Raw genomic sequence first — 22416 nt, forward strand, 5'->3', positions numbered from 1 at the left:
TTGTAGGAGAATACAACTTGATATCATCTATCTTACTAGCAGCAGCTGCATCAGTTCCCGCCACACCTGTGTGGAGTCCTACAGTGGGTATCATTATTAGTGCCAGCAGTCTAGTAGTACTTTTACTCAGTTTGGCAAGTAAAGCTCCTAAAGTTGGGCCACAAATGCCTTTACTGCCCATCACTGTTCCAGCTTTCATTGGTGCAATGGCTTTTGGTCATGTGATTGGTATTGGCATTGTTTTAGGACTGACTAACATTGGCCGTTTATAAGTTCTGGTTGAGATTCTCTTGTCATCAAGGGTAAAAATTGCGCGGTAGGTAAAAATCAAATTCCCTACCGCTTTTTTATACCAAACAGGGGCGTACTGTAATACGCCCCTATTATTTTGAATAATTCAATATTTCTAATTAAATTGTCTATTCTAGAAATTAGAGTAGCTCGCACCTGGGATAGCAAGCTGGTAAGAATTCAGGAGTCAGGAGTCAGGAGTCAGGAGAAGGAAGAAGGAAGAAGAATATTTTTCTCTTCTGTTAAGAGTTCCCTGCTATATCAAACATTCTGTATCCTGAATCCTTACCAAGCTGTAGGAGTGTATTGCAATACACCCTGACTATACATAAATTTTGTCCATAATTAATTTTAGGAAAAAGATAATGCAAACAAATTGGAAAATTGGCTCTTTATTTGGTATTCCTCTATTTTTAGACCCGTTCTGGTTTGTGATTCTGGGTTTAGCAACCCTGAATTTTGGAGTAGCTTACCAACGATGGGGGACTATCACAGGTTGGAGTGCTGGATTAGTTATGGCACTGTTGTTATTTACTTCCGTGCTATTACATGAGTTGGGTCATAGTTTGGTAGCACAGTCGCAAGGGATTAAAGTTAATTCAATTACTCTGTTTTTCTTTGGTGGGATTGCAGCGATAGAAGAGGAATCGAAAACGCCTGGTAAAGCGTTTCAAGTAGCGATCGCTGGGCCTGCGGTCAGTATAGTTCTATTTTTGCTACTGCGTCTAGGGTCGAATCTCATTCCTGATACCACAGTTTTGAATGTAATGGGGGGAGATTTAGCGAGAATTAACTTAGTTGTAGCTTTATTTAACTTGATTCCTGGTTTACCTCTAGATGGAGGACAGGTGTTAAAAGCAGCACTATGGAAAATAACAGGCGATCGCTTTCAAGCCGTACATTGGGCAGCCAGGGCTGGGCAGATTTTAGGTTATAGTGCGATCGCACTCGGATTTGTGATCGATTTCCTGACCAGGGAGTTATTAACAGGTTTGTGGATTGTGCTATTAGGTTGGTTTGCGATTCGCAATGCTAACAGCTATGACCGTGTAACTACATTACAAGAAACCCTACTCAAACTAGTAGCAGCTGATGCTATGACCCGTGATTTTCGGGTAGTTGATGCCAACCAAACAATACGAGAGTTTGCTGATTTATACCTTTTAGAAACATCTTCCCCCCAAATTTACTTTGCTGCTGCTGATGGACGTTACCGGGGTATGGTGACAGTTGAAGATTTGCGGACAACCGAAAGAAGTCAATGGGAAACCCACACTTTGGAAAGTATTGTCCATCCTCTCACAACCATACCCACTGTTACCGAGTCCACTTCCTTAGCCGAAGTAATTAACAAGCTAGAAAGTGAACAGTTAACTCGAATTACCGTACTCTCTCCCGCTGGTGCTGTAGCTGGTATCATCGACAGAGGAGATACGGTCAAGCGTTTAGCACAAAAGTTAAATTTGCGAATCACCGAAGCTGAAATCAAGCGCATTAAAGAAGAAAGTAGCTTTCCACCAGGTTTACAGCTGGGAGTAATAGCTAAGTCATTAGAAAGCATTAAAGATGAAGATAGTCAGATTCAATCTGTTACCTGACGCAAAACCATTCCTGTTTTCACAACTCCCACACCAGTGGCTTCTCCGACTAAACCCTTCCGATTTAGTAGTGTTACCTTTCCTGTGCCATTAACCACATTAAACACAGTTCCTTCATCAAGTGCAGCTAAATTTGCACCACCCAACCACAAACTCACCCGATTATCGGCAACTGCTGTAACGACTGCATTACCAGTTGGGGCAGGATTATTGACAAAAAACAGCGGTTGTGATTTGTAATTACTACCGGGTTTGATTTCATAACCAGGAGTTTGATTGAATTTCTTAGGAATTTGGGGCAGGATAGAAGCGATCGCACTATCAACAGTACTATCCTGCTGCCAAAGGTATTGGGTTAATAAATAAGTAAAAATACCAGCACGAAAACCATTAATATTCACTTCTCGCGCCAATTGTTGAGGATTAGTAGCTGCTAAAACCATACCTTTAGCAACCCCTGCACGATAACCCTTAACAAATGCCTCTGGCGACATCTTCAACCGTGACAACCACTTTTCCTGGTAAGTTTTTTCATCAGCAGAAACTAACACATTTTTGCCACCAGCACGGGATCTTACACGTCCATCTCGTGTTGCACCTCCAGAAAAACAACTATCTAACACCGCAGTCACGTTTTCTGTAGACAATGCAGACATCAATAAATATAGGGTATGTCCCATAATATCTTTAACTGTCCCCCCAGTATGAGGATATCCAGCCGGTAGAGAACTATCTACAGGGACAAAAGTACCATTAAGTCCCTCTTTGTTTTTTGCATCTACCGCAATGGGTTTAGGGTCAAAAATGCGTGAACCATGTCCCGAATAGTGATAAACAACCACATCTCCAGGCTTGGCTTGCTTAATTAAATGTTCTTCAAACGCTTCTAAAATACCTTGGCGATTCGCTTTTTCGTCCGGCAAAATAAAAATGTCTTGAGGATTAAAACCGAAGCGATGGATGAGGAGATGGCTTTGTAACTCCACATCATTAAGACACCCTTCTAAAGGTTGGGATGAATATTGATTGATCCCAACAAGTAAAGCAAGTTTGCGCGGAGTACTTTGAGCAAGGACTTTGCCATAGTTTTGCGCCTCCTCTAGAAATGATAGCTGGTTTAATCCCAGAGTAGCTAAGGCTGAACCAGCGAAATATAAGAAATGGCGACGAGAAATAGAAGACATAAGTAGCTAAAATAGGTTTTCTGGGGACTTTGAGGACAGTGGGGAGGATGAAGAGGAGAGAATTTATCTTGCTTCTGCCTCCTGTCACCCATTACCAATTAATTAACCTGACATTATGGTTTTTTCTGGTACAGGACTTACGCAAGATGTGACCGAAAACCTGATTCTTCCGTAGCGGTAATACCGCAACGGGCAAGCAAGCTACATGAATTACCGCTACTTTCGTTGTGTTGTGCATAAGTCCTATGGTAGCCAGGAGCAGCATCGTAGTAAAAGGTACGAATAGCACCTTCTTTAGAGACGAAAAAGTTCGCAAATGTTTCCCCATTTGTCAATGTGCAGTTTTTTTTGATCAAGCTGCGGAAATACTAGCGGTAATACGTTAGTCTGTTGAAAAACAGCAGCAACAGATTTTTTATAACTCTATGACTACCAAAACTCACCGTATCAATCCGCAGAATTGGTTGCAGAGTGTTAGCATCATTAACCGTGCCAATAAAATTTTAATGGGAATAGTTGCGGCTGTCCCTATGGCTTTAGCCTTACCCGCACAAGCTTTAGAAGTACAGATCATCCCTAACAAACCACGACTGGGAGATACTTTATCGGTAGTAATTGACTTAGAGAGTCAAGACAGGCCTGGTATTCCTACCGTAACAGTGGGAGAGAAAACATATCCAGCCTTTGAAATTTCTCCAAATAAGTACCGTTCTTTCATTCCTACCACTCCACTGGAAAAATCTGGAGTTAGAACAGTCACAATAGCGGGAGAAGGTCAGCGACAAAGGAACTTAGCCGTGTACGTAGGCGATCGCAAATTCCCCATCCAACGCATCACCTTACCCCCTGGAAAAGCTGGAGTCCAAGCCACAGAACTTGAACTCAACCGTGTTGCCGCTTTCAAAGCCCTGCAAACACCTCAAAAATACTGGAATGGTGTTTTCCTAAGACCAAATAAAGGCAGGATGACGACAATTTATGGTGTACGTCGCTACTATAATGGTAAATTTGCAAATGATTACTACCATCGTGGCTTAGACTACGCTGGTGCATCTGGTTCCGCTGTAATTGCTCCTGCTGCTGGACGGGTTGCTTTAGTAGGTACAGTATCCGCAGGTTTCCGAGTTCATGGTAACATAGTTGGCATTGACCACGGTCAAGGAGTAACCAGCGTTTTTATGCACCTAAGTCGCATTAATGTCAAAGAAGGTGATTTAGTAAAAGCTGGACAACTTATTGGTGGTGTAGGTTCAACAGGTGCTTCGACAGGGCCTCACTTACACTGGGGTTTATACGTTAATGGACAATCCATTGATCCACAATCCTGGAAAACTAAGGTGGTTGACTAGATAATTCGTAATTCATAATTCGTAATTAAAATCATAATTATGAATTATGAATATAGTGGTATGCACTTGAATGAAATACATCATATTCCCCTCTACGAAACAGCGGGGAGGGGTTTGGGGGTGGGGTTCTTGTATCTCACTCAACCAAGAATCGCTATATCGCTTAAATTTAATCGTGATAATTGATAATTATGAGTATTGAAAAAATTGTAGAACAAGCTCTGCTCGATGGTTATCTAACACCAGCAATGGAAGCCGAAGTAGGGCGAATTTGTGACAACGCCTCGGATCTTTCAATTGAAGAGTACATGGCGCTGGATCGACTCATGGGGTCATTGTTGACTGGTGAAGTAGTAGCAGTACCTCGCAAACAATTTATTAACGTCATGGAAGAATTGGTACTGACTGAGGTGATCGCTAAAGTAGCAGAAATTGAAGCCAGTTGTGAAAGTTCTCTGGATGTGGGGGATATCACAGCTTACGCCCTCAACCGTCTTCCACCCCTGTATGCGACGACAGAAGAAGGTGCAAAGTATCAGCGTAAACGCGCTAAGACAGAACTTTATGAATTTATTTCTCAGCAAGTAGGGGAAGCAATAGATCGTTACTTAGATCAACCAAATTTCTTTCCAGAACGTCAAGCCCTGAGCAAAAGCACTGGAAACGAAGTTTTGCATCAAGTCAGTACCTTACTCCAAGTTTACGCGCCTAATTTTGAGCAAAAATAACATCATTGGGCATTGGTCATTAGTTCTTGAAGAAAAACTAATGACTTTGCTCTGTTGCCGTTTCAGTTACGCACCAATACTGGTGTGCCTAGATTTACCTGGCTATATAACATTTTGACATCAGAATTACGCATTCTTAAGCAACCATGAGACACTGCTGCTCCTACTAAGTCGGTGTTAGGTGTGCCATGAAAGCCAATTTCGTTGCGTCCATCTGACCAAAAACCAATCCATCTGTCTCCCAAAGGACTATCAGTACCTGGTTCAAATACTTTGCCAGTAATGGGATGCCGCCAAATTGGATGGTGTTCCATGTGCATGACTTGAAAATCACCTGTGGGCGTTTCCCAGCCTTTTTTACCTACAGCAATAGGGTAACTAGCTATTACTTGATCATAGCGATAAACATAGACACGGCGATCGCTTAAATTAACTACCACTTGTGTCTGACTAGATCCTAGTCCTTGAACAGATTTGGCTTGAGCCACACCCGGAAAGAAAAAGCCTTTGGGACTGTTATTTGTTTTCTGATTTTCTCCTTTTACTGGAACTACCAACTTTGTCTTTTTGGGTGTATCCGCAGTATTAGCTACATCTTTGTTTCCTTTTCCCAATTTAGCCTTTGGCTTTGCAGGGGCTACAGATTCAGCTAAAGCAGGTTCCCCAATGCCAATGCCTTCAGAACGATTTTTATTAGAGTCGGTGCGGGGGGTAGAATTTTGCCTTAATGTAGTGGATGCAGACTGATTTAACTGTCCTGTCGTTTTCATAATGTGCCAATGGACAGCCAAAGATAAGATTGCTGTGCCAAAACAGAGGAACATCACCATCCGCGCTACAGATTCATTTCTTGCCATTGCCATCGCTTATTGTTGATCCCTGACATACCTGGCTGACCGTGAATGACTAATTGCCTGTTGTGAACAGCCAACTAGCAAAAAACTTATCAAAAATTTTCATTTTTCTCATGCATTTGCCAATACTTCCATGATTTGTAAATACTGACTTTTGTCAAGCCCTAGTGGTCATTTGTAAATCTGAACACAATTTTCCCTATTATGGCTAATTCTCAAAAGAATTTGAAACCAGCCTTTTTTTTCTTCTAGCGACTCTCCCTAGTGCAAGGTGACAGAAATAACTACTCAGTTTTAAAAGCCGCAAAAGCTGATGAAACAAGAAATCTGTCTCTTTGCCTCCTGCAAGACTGTTTGCCTCCATAAATAATAAGGTTGGCTTCTACAAGAAAGGGTATCTTTTCTTATATTTCCGTGTTCCGGTCATAAATCCGTCACCTACCTCAGGAACTTCTGACAAATGATCAAGTCTAATAGAAGGGGATGAATTAACGCCAGTACGATCTATGAGTCAATCGATTACTGTATCCTGGTCAACTGTTGATGCAACTTATTCGGAAGCATCGGTGCAAGTTGACAAACTCTCAAATCACGATCTCATTTTGCGCTGTCAAGCAGGATTGCGTCCAGAGCGCGCTGCCTTTGGAGAACTGTTACGACGCTATCAGACTCAGGTCGATAGGGTGTTATACCATCTAGCTCCTGATTGGTCTGACAGAGCCGATTTAGCTCAAGAAGTTTGGATTCGTGTGTATCGGAATATTAACCGATTACAAGAACCTGCCAAATTTCGAGGCTGGTTAAGCCGGATTGCCACCAACTTGTTTTATGACGAGTTGCGTAAACGTAAGCGATTTGTTAGTCCCCTATCACTAGATGCTCCCCGCTCGGTAGAAGACGGTGAGATGGATTGGGAAATTGCTGGCGATACACCCGGCCCTGAGGAAGAACTGACAACTAGAGAATTTTACGAACAACTGCGAGAAGCGATCGCTGATTTGCCAGAGGTGTTCCGTACTACTATTGTCTTAAGAGAAATTGAAGGGATGGCATATGAAGAAATTGCCGAAATCACCGGAGTTTCCTTAGGAACTGTAAAGTCGAGAATAGCTAGAGCTAGATCCAGATTGCAAACCCAGTTGCAAATTTATCTAGATAACTAAAATTACAATATCTTTCCTCAGTTCAAAGGCAGAATTTAAGAAATATTAAGAATCTCAGAAAAATACACATTTTTTCTGTCATTTAGGAGCAAAATTGCTTAAATTCCCAAATTTATTCGCTGTGTTTTCCCGTGTATGAATTGGTAAAAACGTTAAAATGAATACTGATTCTCAATTTTACGACCGTTCCCACTCACAACTTCCTTCGGATGTCTCAGATGGAATGGCTAATCATACCAATGAATCAACGGGTGCTATGGATATACAGAAGAGAGATAGCCTACGGCACAGCGAAGCTGACCGCTTCGAGTTATTGAGTGCTTACCTTGATGGCGAAGTTACAGCAGTTGAACGTAGGCAAGTAGAAGAATGGCTGGCAAATGATAACTCAGTTAAATGCTTGTATCAGCGACTATTAAAACTGAGACAAGGCTTAAAGACCATACCATTGCCAGAAGAGCAAAATTCAGCAGAGGAAACATTCCAGCAAGTCTGGAAACGCCTACGCTGCCGTTCTCAGTTAATTTGGATGGTAGGTAGTGCAGCCGCAGCTGCTTGTGTTATAGGGACGATATCTGGGTTAATTCCAGGTAGTGGCTCAAAAATGCAACTGGCACAACAGCAAATACAACCAATAGCTGCAACTACACAGCCAGCAGTTCCTACTTCACCGCTGATGGTAGCCTTAAACAACCCAGTCATTGAAATTCCCAAAACAGCAATAGCTTCCCCAAAAAAGCTAATTAATCAGTCCCAGACTCCGGTAAAAGACACAGAATTAGACATCAACTAATCAAGTGGCTTTCAGACTCCAATTGCCATCAAGTTGCGGATACCGCCTAGCTGGCAAATTTTCTCTAGTGTCATCAAATAGACCCAAGCCCAACCTAAAGAAAAGCCGTTTTGCTCAAAAATCTCTATAGATTGACGATTATAGAGATTTTCTGACATTGGTCTTGTGGACTGGTAATCTTCTAAATCATCCAGTGCCATTAAAATCTCAGAATCGGCAAGACAGAGTAAATAACCGTAAACTTTACCATCTCCTAAAGTCATCGCTAGATAACCCATTGGCAAAGTAAATAATTTACCTGATGCGATAGCTGCACTCGCCGTAGGCATCGCTCTTTAGACTTCTACTACTTTACCAGCACAGTATTTTTGATAATTAGCTTCACCCAGCTTGAGAGTACCGTACACAAAAACCCGCACTCCTCCAGAAAAATTTACAGAAAAATCTATATTTAATTTAGCCATTACTGTTTTTAACCATCTGATGTCTATGCCTAGCATCTACAATATGGAATACAAATCCAATTAGGAGAAATTTTAGTGGAGTCCCGCCCCAAAACATCATACAACCCAGCCGCAATTGAGGAAAAATGGCAACAAATATGGTCAGAACTTGGCTTAGATAAAACACCTCAAGATCAAAACAAGCCAAAGTTCTATGCTTTATCCATGTTCCCTTACCCATCCGGTAGTCTACACATGGGTCACGTCCGTAACTATACAATTACAGATGTAATTGCCCGCCTCAAGCGAATGCAAGGGTATCGGGTACTGCACCCAATGGGTTGGGATGCTTTTGGATTACCAGCAGAAAACGCAGCTATTGATAGAGGCGTACCTCCTGCCAAATGGACATATCAAAATATCGACCAGATGCGGCAACAATTACAGCGTCTGGGTTTATCCTTAGATTGGGAATGTGAAGTTGCTACCTGTTCCCCAGATTATTACAAATGGACACAGTGGATTTTTCTGCAATTTTTACAAGCTGGTTTAGCTTATCAAAGAGAAGCAGCAGTTAACTGGGACCCCATTGACCAAACCGTATTAGCCAATGAACAAGTTGATAACGAAGGACGTTCTTGGCGCAGTGGTGCAATAGTAGAACGTAAATTATTGCGTCAATGGTTTTTTAAGATTACTGACTACGCCGAAGAATTATTAAATGACCTGGATAAACTCACAGGTTGGCCAGAACGAGTTAAATTAATGCAGGCCAACTGGATAGGCAAATCCACAGGTGCATATTTAGAATTTCCCATTGTTGGTTCAGAGGAAAAAATCGGCGTTTACACCACTCGTCCTGATACCGTTTATGGTGTTAGCTACGTTGTATTAGCCCCAGAACATCCCTTAACTCAAGTTGTCACCACGTCAGAACAAAAAGCAGCAGTAGAAGCCTTTATTAAGGAAGTTTCCAACCAAAGCGAGTTAGAACGGACTGCGGAAGATAAACCAAAACGCGGTATTCCTACAGGAGGGAAAGTTATTAATCCCTTCACTGGGGAAGAAGTACCCATTTGGATAGCTGATTATGTTCTCTATGAATATGGTACAGGTGCGGTGATGGGTGTACCTGCCCATGATGTGCGAGATTTCAAATTTGCAAAAGAACAGAATTTAGCTATCAAAGTTGTAATTGTCCCGGAAGTTGGTGCAGAAGAAACTTTAAAAACAGCTTATACAGAAGCGGGAATTTTAGTTAATTCCGGTGACTTCAATGGCATGAATTCTGTAGATGCTAAAAAAGCAATTATCGAATTTGCAGAAAAACAAAATTTTGGTAAATTAAGGATACAATATCGCCTCAGAGATTGGTTGATTTCTCGACAACGTTATTGGGGCGCACCTATTCCTGTTATTCACTGTCCTAATTGTGGGATTGTGCCAGTACCTGATAAAGATTTACCTGTACAATTACCAGAAGATATTGAATTAAGTGGCCGTGGTGGTTCACCTTTAGCACAATTAGAAAGTTGGGTAAATGTGCCTTGTCCAACTTGCGGTACTCCTGCAAAACGGGAAACCGACACAATGGATACTTTTATTGATTCTTCTTGGTATTTCTTACGTTATCCAGATGCGAAGAATGAAGAAAAGATTTTTGATTCCAATAAAGTAAATGATTGGATGCCTGTAGATCAATATGTGGGGGGAATTGAACACGCAATTTTACATTTGTTGTATTCGCGTTTCTTCACTAAGGTATTAAGAGATAGAGGTTTATTTAACTTTGATGAACCATTTCAACGCCTATTAACTCAGGGAATGGTACAGGGTTTAACTTACATGAACCCGAATAAAGGTGGTAAGGATAAATGGATTCCTTCTCATTTAGTTGATGCTAATAATCCTGTAGATCCGCAAACAGGAGAGCCTTTACAACGTCTCTATGCTACCATGTCCAAATCTAAAGGAAATGGTGTTGCACCGGAAGATGTGATTAATAAATATGGCATTGATACGGCGCGGATGTTCATTTTATTTAAAGCACCTCCTGAAAAAGATTTGGAATGGGATGAAGCTGATGTTGAGGGACAATTCCGCTTTTTAAATCGGGTTTGGCGGTTGGTTACTGATTATGCTGCTGCGGGAGTTTGTAAGCAAAAAGCCGAACTTGATAAATTAAGTAAAATCGAAAAAGATTTGCGGCGGGCAATTCATATTGCAATTCAAGCAATTACGGAAGATGTGGAAGATGAATATCAATTCAATACCGCAATTTCGGAATTGATGAAGTTAAGTAATGCGTTGACTGATGCTAATTGTAATAATTCCCCAATTTACGCAGAAGGGATTCTAACTTTGGTGATTATGTTAGCGCCTTTTGCACCGCATATTGGTGATGAATTATGGCATTTGTTGGGGAATAAAAATTCTGTGCATACCCAAACTTGGCCAAGTTTTGATCCTGCGGCTTTGATAGCTGATGAAATTACTTTGGTGATTCAAATTATGGGTAAAACTCGCGGTTCTATTCAAGTTCCTTCGCAGTTAGATAAGACTGGGTTGGAAAAATATGCCCGTGAGTCGGAAGTTGCACAGCGTTATATTGAAGGGAAGGAAATCAAGAAAGTGATTGTTGTTCCTGGTAAGTTGGTGAATTTCGTTTTGGGTTAGGTTTTGTTTCGCGCAAAGACGCAGAGGTGCAGAGAGTGTGTAGGGTGGGTTAGCGATTGTGTAACCCACCAATTATTTTTAGACTGTTAAAATGCTTTATGGTACAATGTGCCTGTAAAGTTAGACTACTGTATTAATTAATGTACCTACCAACCGCAGTTCCTCCAGAAAAATTCAATACCTGAGGATATGTACTCGAATCTAGGACAGCTTCAGGTGTTATAAGGCTAAGTGTTGAATTAAAGTGTCCAACACTTAAATCCCGTTCAATGATTTATACAGATAGATATAACAATGAAGAGTCAGCGAACTTTGCCAAACAGATAGAGCAAGAGTTAAAAGCGTCACTTGGAGATATTCCAAAACCAATTACGCCAGAAGAGTTTGCAGATTTAATGTCTCAGGAATGGGCTAAAACCTATATTCTAAAGGGTTATTATAAACCGTCTCTTGCGATTCAATTAATAGTTGGACCGTATGCTGATCAAGATTCATTACCATCTGAGGTCGTAAAAGCCATTGCTGATGAACTTGATACTACAGTAGACATAGCCTTACATTATGGAATAAAGGCTAAAACAGCTATCAATCAGGGACTGGTCTAAATCAGTTTGTAATTTGTAGGTTTGGTTAAATAAAATACAACCCAACTTATATATTATTTGTTGGTTGATGTTGAGTTTCGCTGCGTCAACCCAGCCTTATATTTTAGGAGGTATGTTAGAGCAAAGTGAAAATTAATAATTAAGAAAATATTCGGTAAAATAACTTATGCTACATTCATAATATATTGCTGATCAAATTTTTCTTTATAACAAAAATTAGGAATATGCCACTCAAATTTGAATTACTTTGCATTAACCAAGACCAACAAAAAAAAGTCAAATACACTAAGCCCAAATATCTTCTGTGGGATTTATTAATCACTGAAAATTTATGGAAGAGTGAACCAGTGATTTGCGAAGATTCTCTTGAACTCTCCGATAATGCTCAAAATATAAAATTATCTATTCAGCCTTTTGATATGAGTAAAATGGTTACAGGAGATCGTTCTTCATCTGCTTACTATATTATTGTTGAAGGTGATTTTGATCATCTTGAACCTTTCAGGATTAAACTTATTGATGAACTCAAAAATTCAGGGTTTAATTATAGACAAATATTGATAGATGATGTTTCTAATCAAATTGCTATTAATATATATCCTTTAATAAATAAGATTGAAACATTACTGAGAAAATATATTGTAAAATTTTTTATCACAAAAATTGGTACTGATTGGTGGCCAATTGTAGTTTCTAAAGACAATATAGAGAAAGCAAAAACTAAAAGAACAAATGAAACTGTTTTTACTAGCACATCAAAAATAATTGCTAATGTTACTTTATTACAGTTCGATCAATTAGGTAAGATTATTTATAGCCAATCATCAATATTTACAAAAATCGAAGATGTAATTTCTAAAATTAAATCAGCAGTAGATTTAGAAAGTTTAAAACAAGAAGTTGTAGAAGGAAACTATGCAAAATATTTCAAAGATACATTTGAACAAAATGATTTTCAAAAGAAGTGGGAGAAATTGACATTTATTAGAAACAAGGTTGCTCATAATAATTATTTTGTAAAGGAGGATTCTCACTTAGCAAAGGAACTTTGTGATGAATTGATGACAATAATCAATAATGCGGAAAGTACCATTGATGCTTTAACTTTGAGTATAGCAGATAAAGAAGCTTTGATTAAAGCCAGGAATGAAATTGAGCAAGAAGAACAAGAAGAGGAACAATCAGAACAGCAAGAGGTAAGAATTAGTGAAGATGTAGAAGAAGGTGATGAAAAATTAATAATTCCTCAAAATATTGTTAAGAAAAAAACATACTCTGCATTGAGCGAAGACCAATTAATTAACGAAATTAAAGAATGTTCAAAATTACCAAAATATAGTGAGTTCATTGGTTTAAAGTCTTTTATTAATTATTTGGAACAAAAAGGATATTCATTTAAGTCATCTCAGGCTCTAATTAACCTTTTAGCAGATAAAGGAAAAATCGAATTTTATCCAGTTCCCAATCCTTTCAGTGAAAATAACACAACTGCAATTAGGTTAATAGAATAACATTAGTTTGTAGGTTGGGTTAAATAAAATGCAACCCAACTTATGTATTATTGTTGATTAATGTTGGGTTTCCTTGCATCAACCCAACCTACTTAATAGTTTAATTGATAAATAACAGATATCCTTAATTAGCATTATGACTACAGTTGCTATTGTACCTACATCAAATGCCAGTGGAGAAAAGTCTTATCGCGCTATTGCTGGAGATAAACAGTCTGTTGGTAAAACTGCCGATCAAGCTTTAGATGCTTTGACTACACAGTTAGGTGAGGTTGAATTTCGGGCATTATTAATTATTGATAATTTTCATGCTGATCAATTTTTCACTAATGAGCAAAAACAACGTTTATCCGAACTAATGAGTATGTGGAGAACAGCACGAGATCAAGGACAAACACTTCCCTCAGAAATACAAATTGAATTAGATAATATTGTTAATGCTGAACTCAATGCTGCTACAGCCAGAACTGCGTCTTTAGCACAACAGTTGAGTCAATGAATCCATTTTATCATCTGGTAGCAGATCGCGCCTTTCATCGCTGTGAATATTGTCATGCACCTGAATTAGTATTTAATTTTCCGTTTGAAGTTGAACATATATTTCCTACTTCTCGTGGAGGTGTTAATGTTGAAATTAATTTAGCCCTTGCTTGTCGTTTAGCGTTTCTGACTTTATTCTTAATCACTAACTGGCATCAAAAATAAATTTAGAGAACAATTATCTTTAGAAATTGGTAAGTTTTATTCAAAACAGATTGTATTGTTGAAAATCATATTCCTTTTTTCTTTAAGAGTTTATACGAATTAATATAAGAATAAACAATTATGTAGGTTGGGTTAAATGAAATGCAACCCAACGCATTTATTATGATTGGTTGATGTTGGGTTTCCTGTCGTCAACCCAACCTACAAACTATAAGTGAGTGAGTAGTTCTTCAACCTGCTGTATATGGCAATGTCATACTAGTTTAGTAGCACTAATTTATGAGTAATGATAAATTAGTGCTGCTTCATTAAATTCTTACTAAACGATGTTGAAATCAAACTTGATAATCAGATCATTGTAATCAAAATCGCCTCCATTTGGTAGATCTTCAAAACCAAAGGTGTTATCTGCTAACAAGCGAATGTGGTCTACTCCATCGGAATTTACTCCTAAATAGGGGAAGTAAACTTGAGGATCATTACTGGTGTTGTTATCAGTTAGCTGGGATAGGGTGCCATTGATAATGATCATGGGGGCTAGTATTGAACCACCTGCAATCATGGCGCTGTCTGTAAATTGACCTTGGTTAGAAACAGCGAATTTGATTGTTTCACCAGTCTCTGCATCTTTAATCAGATTGTTGATTGCTGCTTGTAGGTAATTTGCTCTATTAGCTGAAGTTGCTTGTAATCCGCTAATTTCTCCTTGAGCATTATCTATTTCATAAAAGTAAACTTCGTTATTGTATGCGGCTTCCCGAAAGACAGAAAAATCTGCTTTTACCAGACCTGTTATATCTGTTAAATCAATTAGTTCTGCTTGGTTTTCCCCTTGTAGTGCTGTACCTAGAGTTAAGGAGTCATCAGTAGATTCAATCTTAACTTTTAGAGAGTTGAATTCTGTAATAGTGGTGCTTTCTTTCCAGGAAATAGTGAAACTGTCTTCTTCTTGTGTAATGATTTGGGTTGAGGAATCAGCAAATAAAATGTTGGTGGTTTGAGTGATTCCGGCTCTGAAGGAGTCGATTGTACCGTCTTTTACTAAAAAGAATTTCAAGTAATTACCAGAATCAAATTCTAGTAGGCGTGTTAAATCAACGGTATTAAACCCATTGGGAATATTGGTAATAGCAGAGAAAATACTTTTACCTTGGGTTTTAGCTCTTTCTAAAGCTGCTTCGTTGTAACCTTGTTGTCCTGGTGCAAGACCGTTAATTCTACCATCTGCATCGTCAACAATAAATACACCTAGTTCATTAACAAAACTAGAATTGCGTTCTATGAGAGTGGCTTTGAGTCTGACTGTATTACCAGTTCCTTTGATGTTAAAGATGCTGTTGTTAGTGATAACGGCTAGGGAAATATCGTCATCATTTATAGTTCCTTCGGCTGTACCATTTGTAGAACTAATAGTTGCACTGTTTGTAGCATTACTTAAGTTCACGGTGAACGTTTCATTTTCTTCCACTCGGAAATCTTCAGTGGTTGCTACTGTGAAGGTTTTCTGAGTTTCACCAACAGCAAAGGTGAGAGTTTCAGTTTTAGCGGTGAAATCACTAGTACTGCCTGTATCTCCTGTGCCTATAGATGTGGATACAGTTATGTTTTGGGAAGCCTGGGCATCTCCTGTGCGAGTGATGGTGAAAGCGATCGCATTTCCTTCTAATGCTGAAGCTGATGCGATCGCAAATACAGCTACTGCATCATCATTGGTAATAGTTCCTTGGGCTGTACCATTGGTAGAACTAATAACGGAACCGTTAGTAGAATTACTCAAGGTGACAGTGAAAGTTTCATCACCCTCAAACAATTCATCCTCATTGCTTTGAACGGTAAAGGTTTTCTGAGTCTCACCCTGAGCAAAAGTTAGAGTTTGAGTATTAGTGGTGAAGTCAGAAGTACTGGCTGTATCTCCTGTGGCTATAGATGTGGATACAGTGACGCTTTGGGAAACTTGGGCATCTCCTGTGCGAGTGATGGTGAAAGCGATCGCATTTCCTTCTAATGCTGAAGCTGATGCGATCGCAAATACAGCTACTGCATCATCATTGGTAATAGTTCCCTGGGCTGTACCATTGGTAGAACTAATAACGGCACCGTTGGTAGAATTACTCAAGGTGACAGTGAAGGTTTCATCACCCTCAAACAATTCATCCTCATCGGTTTGAACGGTAAAGGTTTTCTGAGTCTCACCCTGAGCAAAAGTTAGAGTTTGAGTATTAGTGGTGAAGTCAGAAGTGCTGGCTGTATCTCCTGTGGCTATAGATGTCGATACAGTCACACTTTGATGAGCTTGGGCATCTCCTGTGCGAGTGATGGTGAAGGAGATCGCATTTCCTTCTAATGCTGAAGCTGATGCGATCGCAAATATAGGGGCTGGATCATCATTGGTAATAGTTCCCTGGGCTGTAGCATTGGTAGAACTAATAACCGAACCGTTAGTAGAATTACTTAAAGTGACGGTGAAAGTTTCATCGCCCTCAAATAAGGCATCTTGAATTGTGTCAACAGTAAAGGTTTTGGTGGTTTCTCCTTGAGCAAAGGAGAGAGTTGCAGCTTTAGCAGTGAAATCACTATTGCTGGCTGTATCCCCTGTAGTCAGGGATGTAGATACAGTCACACTTTGGGCTGTCAGTATATCATTTGTACGAGTGATGGTGAAAGTAATAGAATTACCTTCAACTGCTGAAGTTTCAGTAATTGAGAAAACGTTAACTATAAAGTCGAAGTCATCTGATGTGAGAGTATCTTTATTGACATTTCTTAAAATGCCAAACTCTCTTTCAGAACCATCGATCAGAGCTTTGACAATTGTGTCATTCCCATCCTGCTCTAAGATGATGTCTTCAAAAGTCTGGACTTGAGGGATGCCAGCAATGACAACTTTATCTACACTTGTTGTAAAATCTAATACTTCTGCTGGTACATCAGGAACTGAACCATTACCAAAATAAAAGCGGTCTAATCCAGCACCGCCAGTCATTTGAGTTCCTTGTTTACCGGCGTATAGAGAATCATCTCCAGCATCGCCAAATAAGCGATCGCTCGCCAATGTCCCAATCAGAATATCATGACCTTCACCACCCTCTAGAGTGTTGTTGCCGGTTGGGCTAGATGTCTGAAGAAAATCATTTCCAATCCCACCTTTGAGGGTATTAAAGCTGCCTTCTATGATATGAAGCTCATCATCTCCAGCATCACCATTAAGTGTGTTATTGTTTCCTTCTACTACAAATAAGCGATCGTTGCCATTACCACCATTAAGCGTGTTATTGTTACCCTCTACTACACTAATAAAATCATTATCTTCTCCTCCATTAAGTGTATTATTGCCCAAAATACCTTCAGCATATAGGGTGTCCTCACCTTCAAAGCCAAAGACTTCATCACCCTGTTGAGCATATAATTCATCGTTATTGGCAGTACCGTTAATAATCATGATTACATTTTTACCTAAGTAGGTATTTCAATAAGTACAGTTAATACAATATTCTGAACAGGCCATTGCGTAGGCTTGTATGTCTTAAATAACACCCTCAAGCACAATGTTGTATATATTTGTTTTAAACTCAGTCCTTACCAAACCCGAAAAAATACAGTTCAGGGATTAGTATCTAAGGACTGACTAAATCAACACATTCTCAGTCTTTCCAGAATATTGATAATATAAATCTCATAAATTAATTAATTAATAATTATTAAAAGTTTATCAACCAATTAAGAATTAACTTGATTAGCAGTCAGTAGCCAGCAGTCACCTAAAACCTTGTTTTAGAATGAGTTTAAGGGTTTTGAATTGGGGAGACTTACACCAAAAGCGATAAATAATCAGCTTAAGATAAGTAGGTGAGTGTGAATATTTATCCTGAGGATAAGGCAAGAGGCATAAGGGAAGAGGGTTTAAGAAAATATATCTGTAAGCTAAAATCACTAAGCTTCCCGCATAGTCTAATGGTAATACTTGTCCGTTAAGGCGCAAAAGGTTCGCTGGTTAAAAATAAAATGATTAGGAAAAGACTATGGATAGCAACAACTGGTTAGAACAGCTGATGATGCTGGGTATTGGGACAACCTCTTTGGTAGCAGATAAACTACGGCAAGTCAGTGATGAACTCGTCAAGGATGGTAAGCTCAATCCTGAGCAAGCTAAAGCAGTCATGGACGACATTGTACAGCAGTTAAAATCAGATCAAGGTAACTGGGAAGTGCAAATGCAAAGACAAATGCGAAATATGATGCAGGATTTGGGAGTTGCACGTCAGTCAGAGGTGGATGAACTGCGAGGAAGAATTGATCGTTTAGAGCGTCAGGTGCGTGATTTAGAAAATAAGCTTTGGCGTTAAGATGTCTATTCTGATTTAAACTAAGTGATGTCCTGTTGGTAATAATCAAATTACCAAATTACCTATATAGGGAGGGATGATTTTGAAAGGAATTTTACTGAGCGTGGTATTCATGCTCGTGTGTGTTGCGGCTTTAGTTTTGGCGCAAGTTGGTGGTAAACAAGATACTGCTATTGCTGCTAAATTAACCCAAACACCGTCAGCAACCACTGTTGTAATTGCAGAAAACAATACTCTGATAGCGAGCAAGATTATGTCTGATGAGAAAGTCGTTACTACTCCCTCTGGACTGAAGTACGTTGAATTAGCACAGGGAAGTGGCGCAACTCCTGAAAAGGGAAAAACGGTTGTAGTTCACTATACTGGTACTTTGGAAGATGGGACTAAATTTGATAGTTCACGCGATCGCGGCCAACCCTTCAGTTTCAAAATTGGAGTCGGACAAGTAATTCAAGGTTGGGATGAAGGACTCAGCACTATGAAAGTAGGTGATCGTCGGAAGTTAATCATCCCCTCAGAGTTAGGTTATGGTTCTCGTGGTGCTGGTAATGTAATTCCACCCCATGCCACTCTGATTTTTGACGTGGAATTGTTGGATATCAAATAAAAATTGGTAATGGGTAATAGGAAAGTAAACTACCAATTACCCATTATTATTTTAATTACGAATTACGAATTACGAATTACGAATTATTTTAATAATTTGGTCTAGCTAAGTTTTTGAATTTTGTAAATTGTGGATCAAATAAAAGTTTAATAGTCCCAGTCGGTCCATTGCGGTGTTTAGCTACTATAACTTCTGTAATTCCGCGATCTGGGGTGTCTGGTGAGTAATATTCATCACGGTAAAGCATAATTACTAAATCCGCATCTTGTTCAATAGAATTGTGAACAATAATATTATTAGCAATAAAGTTATGTAAATAAGGAACTGTTAAATCGAATACTTCTTCTTCTCCATCCAATTCAATTGAAATAATTTCATCCCAATAGACATCACTATTACCAAGAGTAATCAATTTATTCAATTGAACAACATTGTCAACTTTTAAAGCTCTTTCTCGACTTAAATTTTCTTTGTAACGTGCAGAACCACAATAGGATATTCCCAAATCAGATTGTAGTTCTCGCGTCGTCATACCAATAGATGGAATTGTAGGTACAACGTGTGGGTTCCAAATATCTTTGGGGATTACATCTCTGTTGGTGTTAGGTAGATATCTTGGTAAACAAAGATGTTGTTTAGGACTTAACTCATCAAGTCTTTTCCAACCGTGAATTGTTAAAAATTTGTGATTACCTGTAGCTCTAATTTTTCGCCCTAATCGAGTTGTTAAGGTAAATACAGGTTTAATACCTGTAGAAAAGGCATTGCTAACAATTGCCCTTTCTAACTGCATTGTTTTTTCATTTAATGCCCAAACTGCAAAACCAGATTTACCAACTAATTCCCTAATTGGTACAGGTAAGCTAGTATCGGCTAATGTTACTAAGGTCTCTCCGGTTAAACAGCCCGATTCACGTAAATCAGATAACATCGGGCGTTTATTGGTACGGGCTTCTACGCCTCGACTTAACTGAGATAGGGCGATAACTGGGACAGATAACTCACGAGCTAAACCTTTGAGCGATCGCGTGATTCTCGATAACTCCTGTACCCGATTATCGCCTCCACCTTCCATCAATTGCAAGTAATCTATAACGATTAAACCCAGTTCTGTATTCTGTTCGGCTTGGAGTCGTCGCGCTTGACTCCGCATTTGTGTAACTGTAATATTCGCAGTATCGTCAATAAAAATAGGCATTTCCGAAAGCATCCCAATGGCACGGCTTAAAGGTTCCCACTGGGTTTGGCTAATGCGTCCACTCCGTAAATAACCACTTTCAATTCCCGCTTCACTAGCTAATAATCGCTGTACTAGCTGTTCTTTAGACATTTCTAAACTAAAAACAGCAACAGGTAATTTATACCCAGCCGCAATATTATGAGCTAGGTTAAGACAGAAGGCAGTATTGTGTACACAAACATCATTAGCAACAAAATTGTGTGTTTCTGGAATAGTTAAATCATAAACTTGCTTGTTACCTACTGCATCAATAGCAACGATTTCATCCCAATAGATATCACTATCTGCTAACTGTTGGAGTGGTAAATTATCTAAAGCAGTAGCTAAAATCCACAATCTTTCTCTGCTTAAAGATCGTTTACCGACGTGCATATTGCTATAGCCTTTAATTCCCGCACGGTAAGCTAAACTATTCCAAGATTCACTACCTTTGGCTGCGGCTATTTGTTCCCAAATATCTATAGGGATGAGGTCACAATTGGTTTGATATCGTTTTGCAGATATTGCTGCTATAACCTTTGCTAATGCCTCTTCTTTACCGAAAATACTAATTTCTGAAATAAAAGTCTTGATAGATAAGGCATCAGTAATATCTAATTGCCAAGCAGGTCTACGAGTATTATTGTATTTTACAGAGCGCTTTTTCAAGGTGGCAATAATGCCAAACCTTAATAACAGATGTTGAATCTGTCTTGCTAGTTTCTCGCTGACTGTTGCATAGCCTAACTGTGATTGTCCACTAGCCAGTAATGTAGCCCAGCCATCTGTAGCAAATAGACGGTTAAGGAATAAGGAAATTTGGGATTTTTCTAATTTAAAAATAATGGGTGGGATAGTTTTAGCATGAGCATTCTTACCCCATAATCCTAATTCTTCTAACCAAGTTACCAGTGAATTTTTACTAGACTGACTTATGCTATTGAATCCAAGAGGTGCAAATTCTTCTGACTCCACTTGCAGAAGTTTACACAATAATTCAAAAGTTTCAAAATTGGGTACACACGCTCCTTTCTGCCAAACACAAACCAAAGATGGACTGACTCCTAGTTCACAACTTAATTGTTTAGCAGATAAAGCCTGAGATTGAATTACAGATACTAGACGTTGAGCAAAAACTTGTTTTTGAACAGCTATAAATTCTAAATTTCCTCGAACACAAAGCGATGGTGTACGTTTCCCTTGGGAATCTTCCCATCTTACTGACAAACCACCAAAGTCAGTCACTGCTTGAGAAAAATCTGCTTGTAGTAATGGGTTGCTATTTGTAAATCTTGGAGTGCTATTAGTTAAACCGCCATCACCAATCAAGTAAGCTAATAACTTGACTTCGCACTCCCGGAGGGTTTCTTTACCAAAGACATCAATTTTACGAGGGACGGCAATTTTATCACCAATTTTCAGACTTTCTAGCCTTTGCCAGCCGTTAATAGTCAAATATGGGTGGGTAATGGTAGTTTCAATCGACCTACCCAAGCGAGTTGTTACCCGAAAAACAGGTTTGATACCGTCATCTACAAATGCAGATGGTTGGGTAAAGGCAAATTTCCAATTGTCGTTTAACGTCAATAAAGAACCTTGACGTTGATTGTACAATTCTTCAATTGTGGTAATTTGCCCATCAGCTAGGACTATTTCTGAGTCGTAACTCAGGCATTTTCCCATTGATGGCCTGCCAGCGATGATAATTAAATCAGAACGCTGAAAACCACTGGTCATGGCATCTAGATCATAAAAACCGCAGGGAATACCGGGTAATGCAATGCCTTGATGACGAGTTTCAATTTCTTGGAAGGCATTAATCAGAGTATCAGAAATGTGGACTAAACCTGATTGAGGACGTTCTTGAGTAACACCAAAAACTTTCTGTTCGGCTTGGTCGAGGACAATTGGTAATTCGGTTTCGGTTTCGTAACCAAGATGGACAACTTCATTACCAGCTTTAATTAATTGTCGTCGCAGGTATTTTTCTGTGACTAATCCTGCTAAGGCATCAATGTTGACTGCTGATACTGTGCGGTCTACTAAAGTGGCTAATTTGTTTCTGCCACCAATGCGGGTCAGCTTATCGTTATCAGTCAGCCAACTGGTGAGGGAAAGGAGGTCTGTGGGTTTATTTTGGGCATGGAGAGCGATCGCAGCTTGATAGATATCTCTATGGGCGCTAATATAAAATGCTTCGGGAGCCAAGCGATCGCGAATTCGACCTATTGCTTCTGGATCTAGTAAGATACCCCCCAAAATCGCTTCTTCTGCTTCAATGTTTTGGGGTGGTAAGCGATTGCTACCATCACCTTGAAAACTCAGTTCTTCAGCCATAAGCGATTCT

General features: G+C 39.3%; 17 protein-coding genes and 1 pseudogene. 13 read left to right on the plus strand and 5 right to left on the minus strand.

The annotated features are described in order from the left end of the window. Nucleotides 1-17: 17 nt before the first annotated feature. Nucleotides 18-272, plus strand: a complete 255-nt coding sequence (psaK, locus tag ACSQ6I_RS11025; protein ID WP_323313193.1) for a photosystem I reaction center subunit PsaK — start codon at nucleotides 18-20, stop codon at nucleotides 270-272. Nucleotides 273-656: 384 nt separating this feature from the next. Then, a complete protein-coding gene (locus ACSQ6I_RS11030) occupies nucleotides 657-1889 on the plus strand; it encodes a site-2 protease family protein (RefSeq protein WP_438890390.1) in 1233 nt (410 codons plus the stop codon). Here ACSQ6I_RS11030 and ACSQ6I_RS11035 read toward each other — a convergent pair. Next, nucleotides 1874-3073 carry a caspase family protein gene (locus ACSQ6I_RS11035; protein WP_438890391.1) on the minus strand — a complete coding sequence of 400 codons (1200 nt, stop codon included), beginning with the start codon at nucleotides 3071-3073 and terminating at the stop codon, nucleotides 1874-1876. The genes ACSQ6I_RS11030 and ACSQ6I_RS11035 overlap by 16 nt on opposite strands. 425 nt (nucleotides 3074-3498) lie before the next feature. Between ACSQ6I_RS11035 and ACSQ6I_RS11040 the strand changes: the two genes are divergently transcribed. Together ACSQ6I_RS11040 and ACSQ6I_RS11045 are read left to right on the plus strand one after the other, a co-directional pair. Next, on the plus strand, nucleotides 3499-4422 hold the full coding sequence (locus ACSQ6I_RS11040) for a M23 family metallopeptidase (RefSeq protein WP_438890392.1): 924 nt from the start codon (nucleotides 3499-3501) through the stop codon (nucleotides 4420-4422). 191 nt (nucleotides 4423-4613) lie between these two features. Further along, nucleotides 4614-5150: a late competence development ComFB family protein gene (locus ACSQ6I_RS11045; RefSeq protein WP_015215431.1), complete on the plus strand. Its 537-nt coding sequence runs from the start codon at nucleotides 4614-4616 to the stop codon at nucleotides 5148-5150. Between the two features lie 62 nt (nucleotides 5151-5212). Here the strand turns inward: ACSQ6I_RS11045 and ACSQ6I_RS11050 are convergent, their stop codons facing one another. Next, nucleotides 5213-6013 carry a L,D-transpeptidase gene (locus ACSQ6I_RS11050; RefSeq protein WP_438890393.1) on the minus strand — a complete coding sequence of 267 codons (801 nt, stop codon included), beginning with the start codon at nucleotides 6011-6013 and terminating at the stop codon, nucleotides 5213-5215. Between the two features lie 497 nt (nucleotides 6014-6510). Here ACSQ6I_RS11050 and ACSQ6I_RS11055 point away from each other — a divergent pair, with 497 nt between their 5' ends. Continuing rightward, the gene (locus ACSQ6I_RS11055) at nucleotides 6511-7167 is read left to right on the plus strand and encodes a sigma-70 family RNA polymerase sigma factor (protein WP_438890394.1); all 657 of its coding nucleotides are present in this window, start codon (nucleotides 6511-6513) and stop codon (nucleotides 7165-7167) included. A gap of 157 nt (nucleotides 7168-7324) precedes the next feature. Further along, nucleotides 7325-7960: an anti-sigma factor family protein gene (locus ACSQ6I_RS11060; RefSeq protein WP_438890395.1), complete on the plus strand. Its 636-nt coding sequence runs from the start codon at nucleotides 7325-7327 to the stop codon at nucleotides 7958-7960. Here the strand turns inward: ACSQ6I_RS11060 and ACSQ6I_RS11065 are convergent. Beyond that, nucleotides 7961-8424 (minus strand): annotated as a pseudogene (locus tag ACSQ6I_RS11065) (gamma-glutamylcyclotransferase family protein). A gap of 75 nt (nucleotides 8425-8499) precedes the next feature. Here ACSQ6I_RS11065 and leuS point away from each other — a divergent pair. The 5 genes from leuS (at nucleotide 8500) to ACSQ6I_RS11090 (ending at nucleotide 13900) form a co-directional block, all read left to right on the plus strand. Further along, nucleotides 8500-11079 (plus strand): leucine--tRNA ligase, encoded by a 2580-nt coding sequence (gene leuS / locus ACSQ6I_RS11070; RefSeq protein WP_438890396.1) that lies wholly within the window; start codon nucleotides 8500-8502, stop codon nucleotides 11077-11079. A gap of 269 nt (nucleotides 11080-11348) precedes the next feature. Further along, complete coding sequence (locus ACSQ6I_RS11075; RefSeq protein WP_438890397.1) at nucleotides 11349-11684, plus strand: hypothetical protein; 336 nt, start codon at nucleotides 11349-11351, stop codon at nucleotides 11682-11684. A 224-nt stretch (nucleotides 11685-11908) separates the two neighbouring features. Then, nucleotides 11909-13195, plus strand: a complete 1287-nt coding sequence (locus ACSQ6I_RS11080; protein WP_438890398.1) for a Swt1 family HEPN domain-containing protein — start codon at nucleotides 11909-11911, stop codon at nucleotides 13193-13195. A 136-nt stretch (nucleotides 13196-13331) separates the two neighbouring features. After that, entirely contained in the window at nucleotides 13332-13694 is a 363-nt protein-coding gene (locus ACSQ6I_RS11085) for a hypothetical protein (protein ID WP_438890399.1), read from the plus strand. Next, complete coding sequence (locus tag ACSQ6I_RS11090; protein WP_438890400.1) at nucleotides 13691-13900, plus strand: HNH endonuclease; 210 nt, start codon at nucleotides 13691-13693, stop codon at nucleotides 13898-13900. The genes ACSQ6I_RS11085 and ACSQ6I_RS11090 overlap by 4 nt, the downstream gene beginning before the upstream one ends. A 319-nt stretch (nucleotides 13901-14219) precedes the next feature. On the opposite strand, the gene ACSQ6I_RS11095 is transcribed toward ACSQ6I_RS11090, so the two are convergent. Further along, nucleotides 14220-17339, minus strand: coding sequence for a Calx-beta domain-containing protein (locus tag ACSQ6I_RS11095; RefSeq protein WP_438890401.1), 3120 nt, complete (start codon nucleotides 17337-17339; stop codon nucleotides 14220-14222). A 580-nt stretch (nucleotides 17340-17919) separates the two neighbouring features. On the opposite strand from ACSQ6I_RS11095, the gene ACSQ6I_RS11100 reads away from it, so the two are divergent. After that, nucleotides 17920-18243: a phasin family protein gene (locus ACSQ6I_RS11100; protein ID WP_015215446.1), complete on the plus strand. Its 324-nt coding sequence runs from the start codon at nucleotides 17920-17922 to the stop codon at nucleotides 18241-18243. A gap of 82 nt (nucleotides 18244-18325) precedes the next feature. Beyond that, nucleotides 18326-18850: an FKBP-type peptidyl-prolyl cis-trans isomerase gene (locus tag ACSQ6I_RS11105; RefSeq protein WP_438890402.1), complete on the plus strand. Its 525-nt coding sequence runs from the start codon at nucleotides 18326-18328 to the stop codon at nucleotides 18848-18850. 88 nt (nucleotides 18851-18938) lie between these two features. On the opposite strand, the gene dnaB is transcribed toward ACSQ6I_RS11105, so the two are convergent. Then, nucleotides 18939-22406 (minus strand): replicative DNA helicase, encoded by a 3468-nt coding sequence (dnaB, locus tag ACSQ6I_RS11110; protein WP_438890403.1) that lies wholly within the window; start codon nucleotides 22404-22406, stop codon nucleotides 18939-18941. Nucleotides 22407-22416 lie beyond the last annotated feature (10 nt).

Origin of the sequence: Anabaena sp. WFMT (assembly GCF_051781005.1) — a bacterium.
Lineage (GTDB): Bacteria > Cyanobacteriota > Cyanobacteriia > Cyanobacteriales > Nostocaceae > Anabaena.

Bases quoted from the DNA above. Each gene is read 5' to 3' on its own strand.
- ACSQ6I_RS11030 (WP_438890390.1), top strand. From the start codon at position 657: ATGCAAACAAATTGGAAAATTGGCTCTTTATTTGGTATTCCTCTATTT.
- ACSQ6I_RS11035 (WP_438890391.1), bottom strand. From the start codon at position 3,073: ATGTCTTCTATTTCTCGTCGCCATTTCTTATATTTCGCTGGTTCAGCC.
- ACSQ6I_RS11040 (WP_438890392.1), top strand. From the start codon at position 3,499: ATGACTACCAAAACTCACCGTATCAATCCGCAGAATTGGTTGCAGAGT.
- ACSQ6I_RS11045 (WP_015215431.1), top strand. From the start codon at position 4,614: ATGAGTATTGAAAAAATTGTAGAACAAGCTCTGCTCGATGGTTATCTA.
- ACSQ6I_RS11050 (WP_438890393.1), bottom strand. From the start codon at position 6,013: ATGGCAATGGCAAGAAATGAATCTGTAGCGCGGATGGTGATGTTCCTC.
- ACSQ6I_RS11055 (WP_438890394.1), top strand. From the start codon at position 6,511: ATGAGTCAATCGATTACTGTATCCTGGTCAACTGTTGATGCAACTTAT.
- ACSQ6I_RS11060 (WP_438890395.1), top strand. From the start codon at position 7,325: ATGAATACTGATTCTCAATTTTACGACCGTTCCCACTCACAACTTCCT.
- ACSQ6I_RS11075 (WP_438890397.1), top strand. From the start codon at position 11,349: ATGATTTATACAGATAGATATAACAATGAAGAGTCAGCGAACTTTGCC.
- ACSQ6I_RS11080 (WP_438890398.1), top strand. From the start codon at position 11,909: ATGCCACTCAAATTTGAATTACTTTGCATTAACCAAGACCAACAAAAA.
- ACSQ6I_RS11085 (WP_438890399.1), top strand. From the start codon at position 13,332: ATGACTACAGTTGCTATTGTACCTACATCAAATGCCAGTGGAGAAAAG.
- ACSQ6I_RS11090 (WP_438890400.1), top strand. From the start codon at position 13,691: ATGAATCCATTTTATCATCTGGTAGCAGATCGCGCCTTTCATCGCTGT.
- ACSQ6I_RS11095 (WP_438890401.1), bottom strand. From the start codon at position 17,339: ATGATTATTAACGGTACTGCCAATAACGATGAATTATATGCTCAACAG.
- ACSQ6I_RS11100 (WP_015215446.1), top strand. From the start codon at position 17,920: ATGGATAGCAACAACTGGTTAGAACAGCTGATGATGCTGGGTATTGGG.
- dnaB (WP_438890403.1), bottom strand. From the start codon at position 22,406: ATGGCTGAAGAACTGAGTTTTCAAGGTGATGGTAGCAATCGCTTACCA.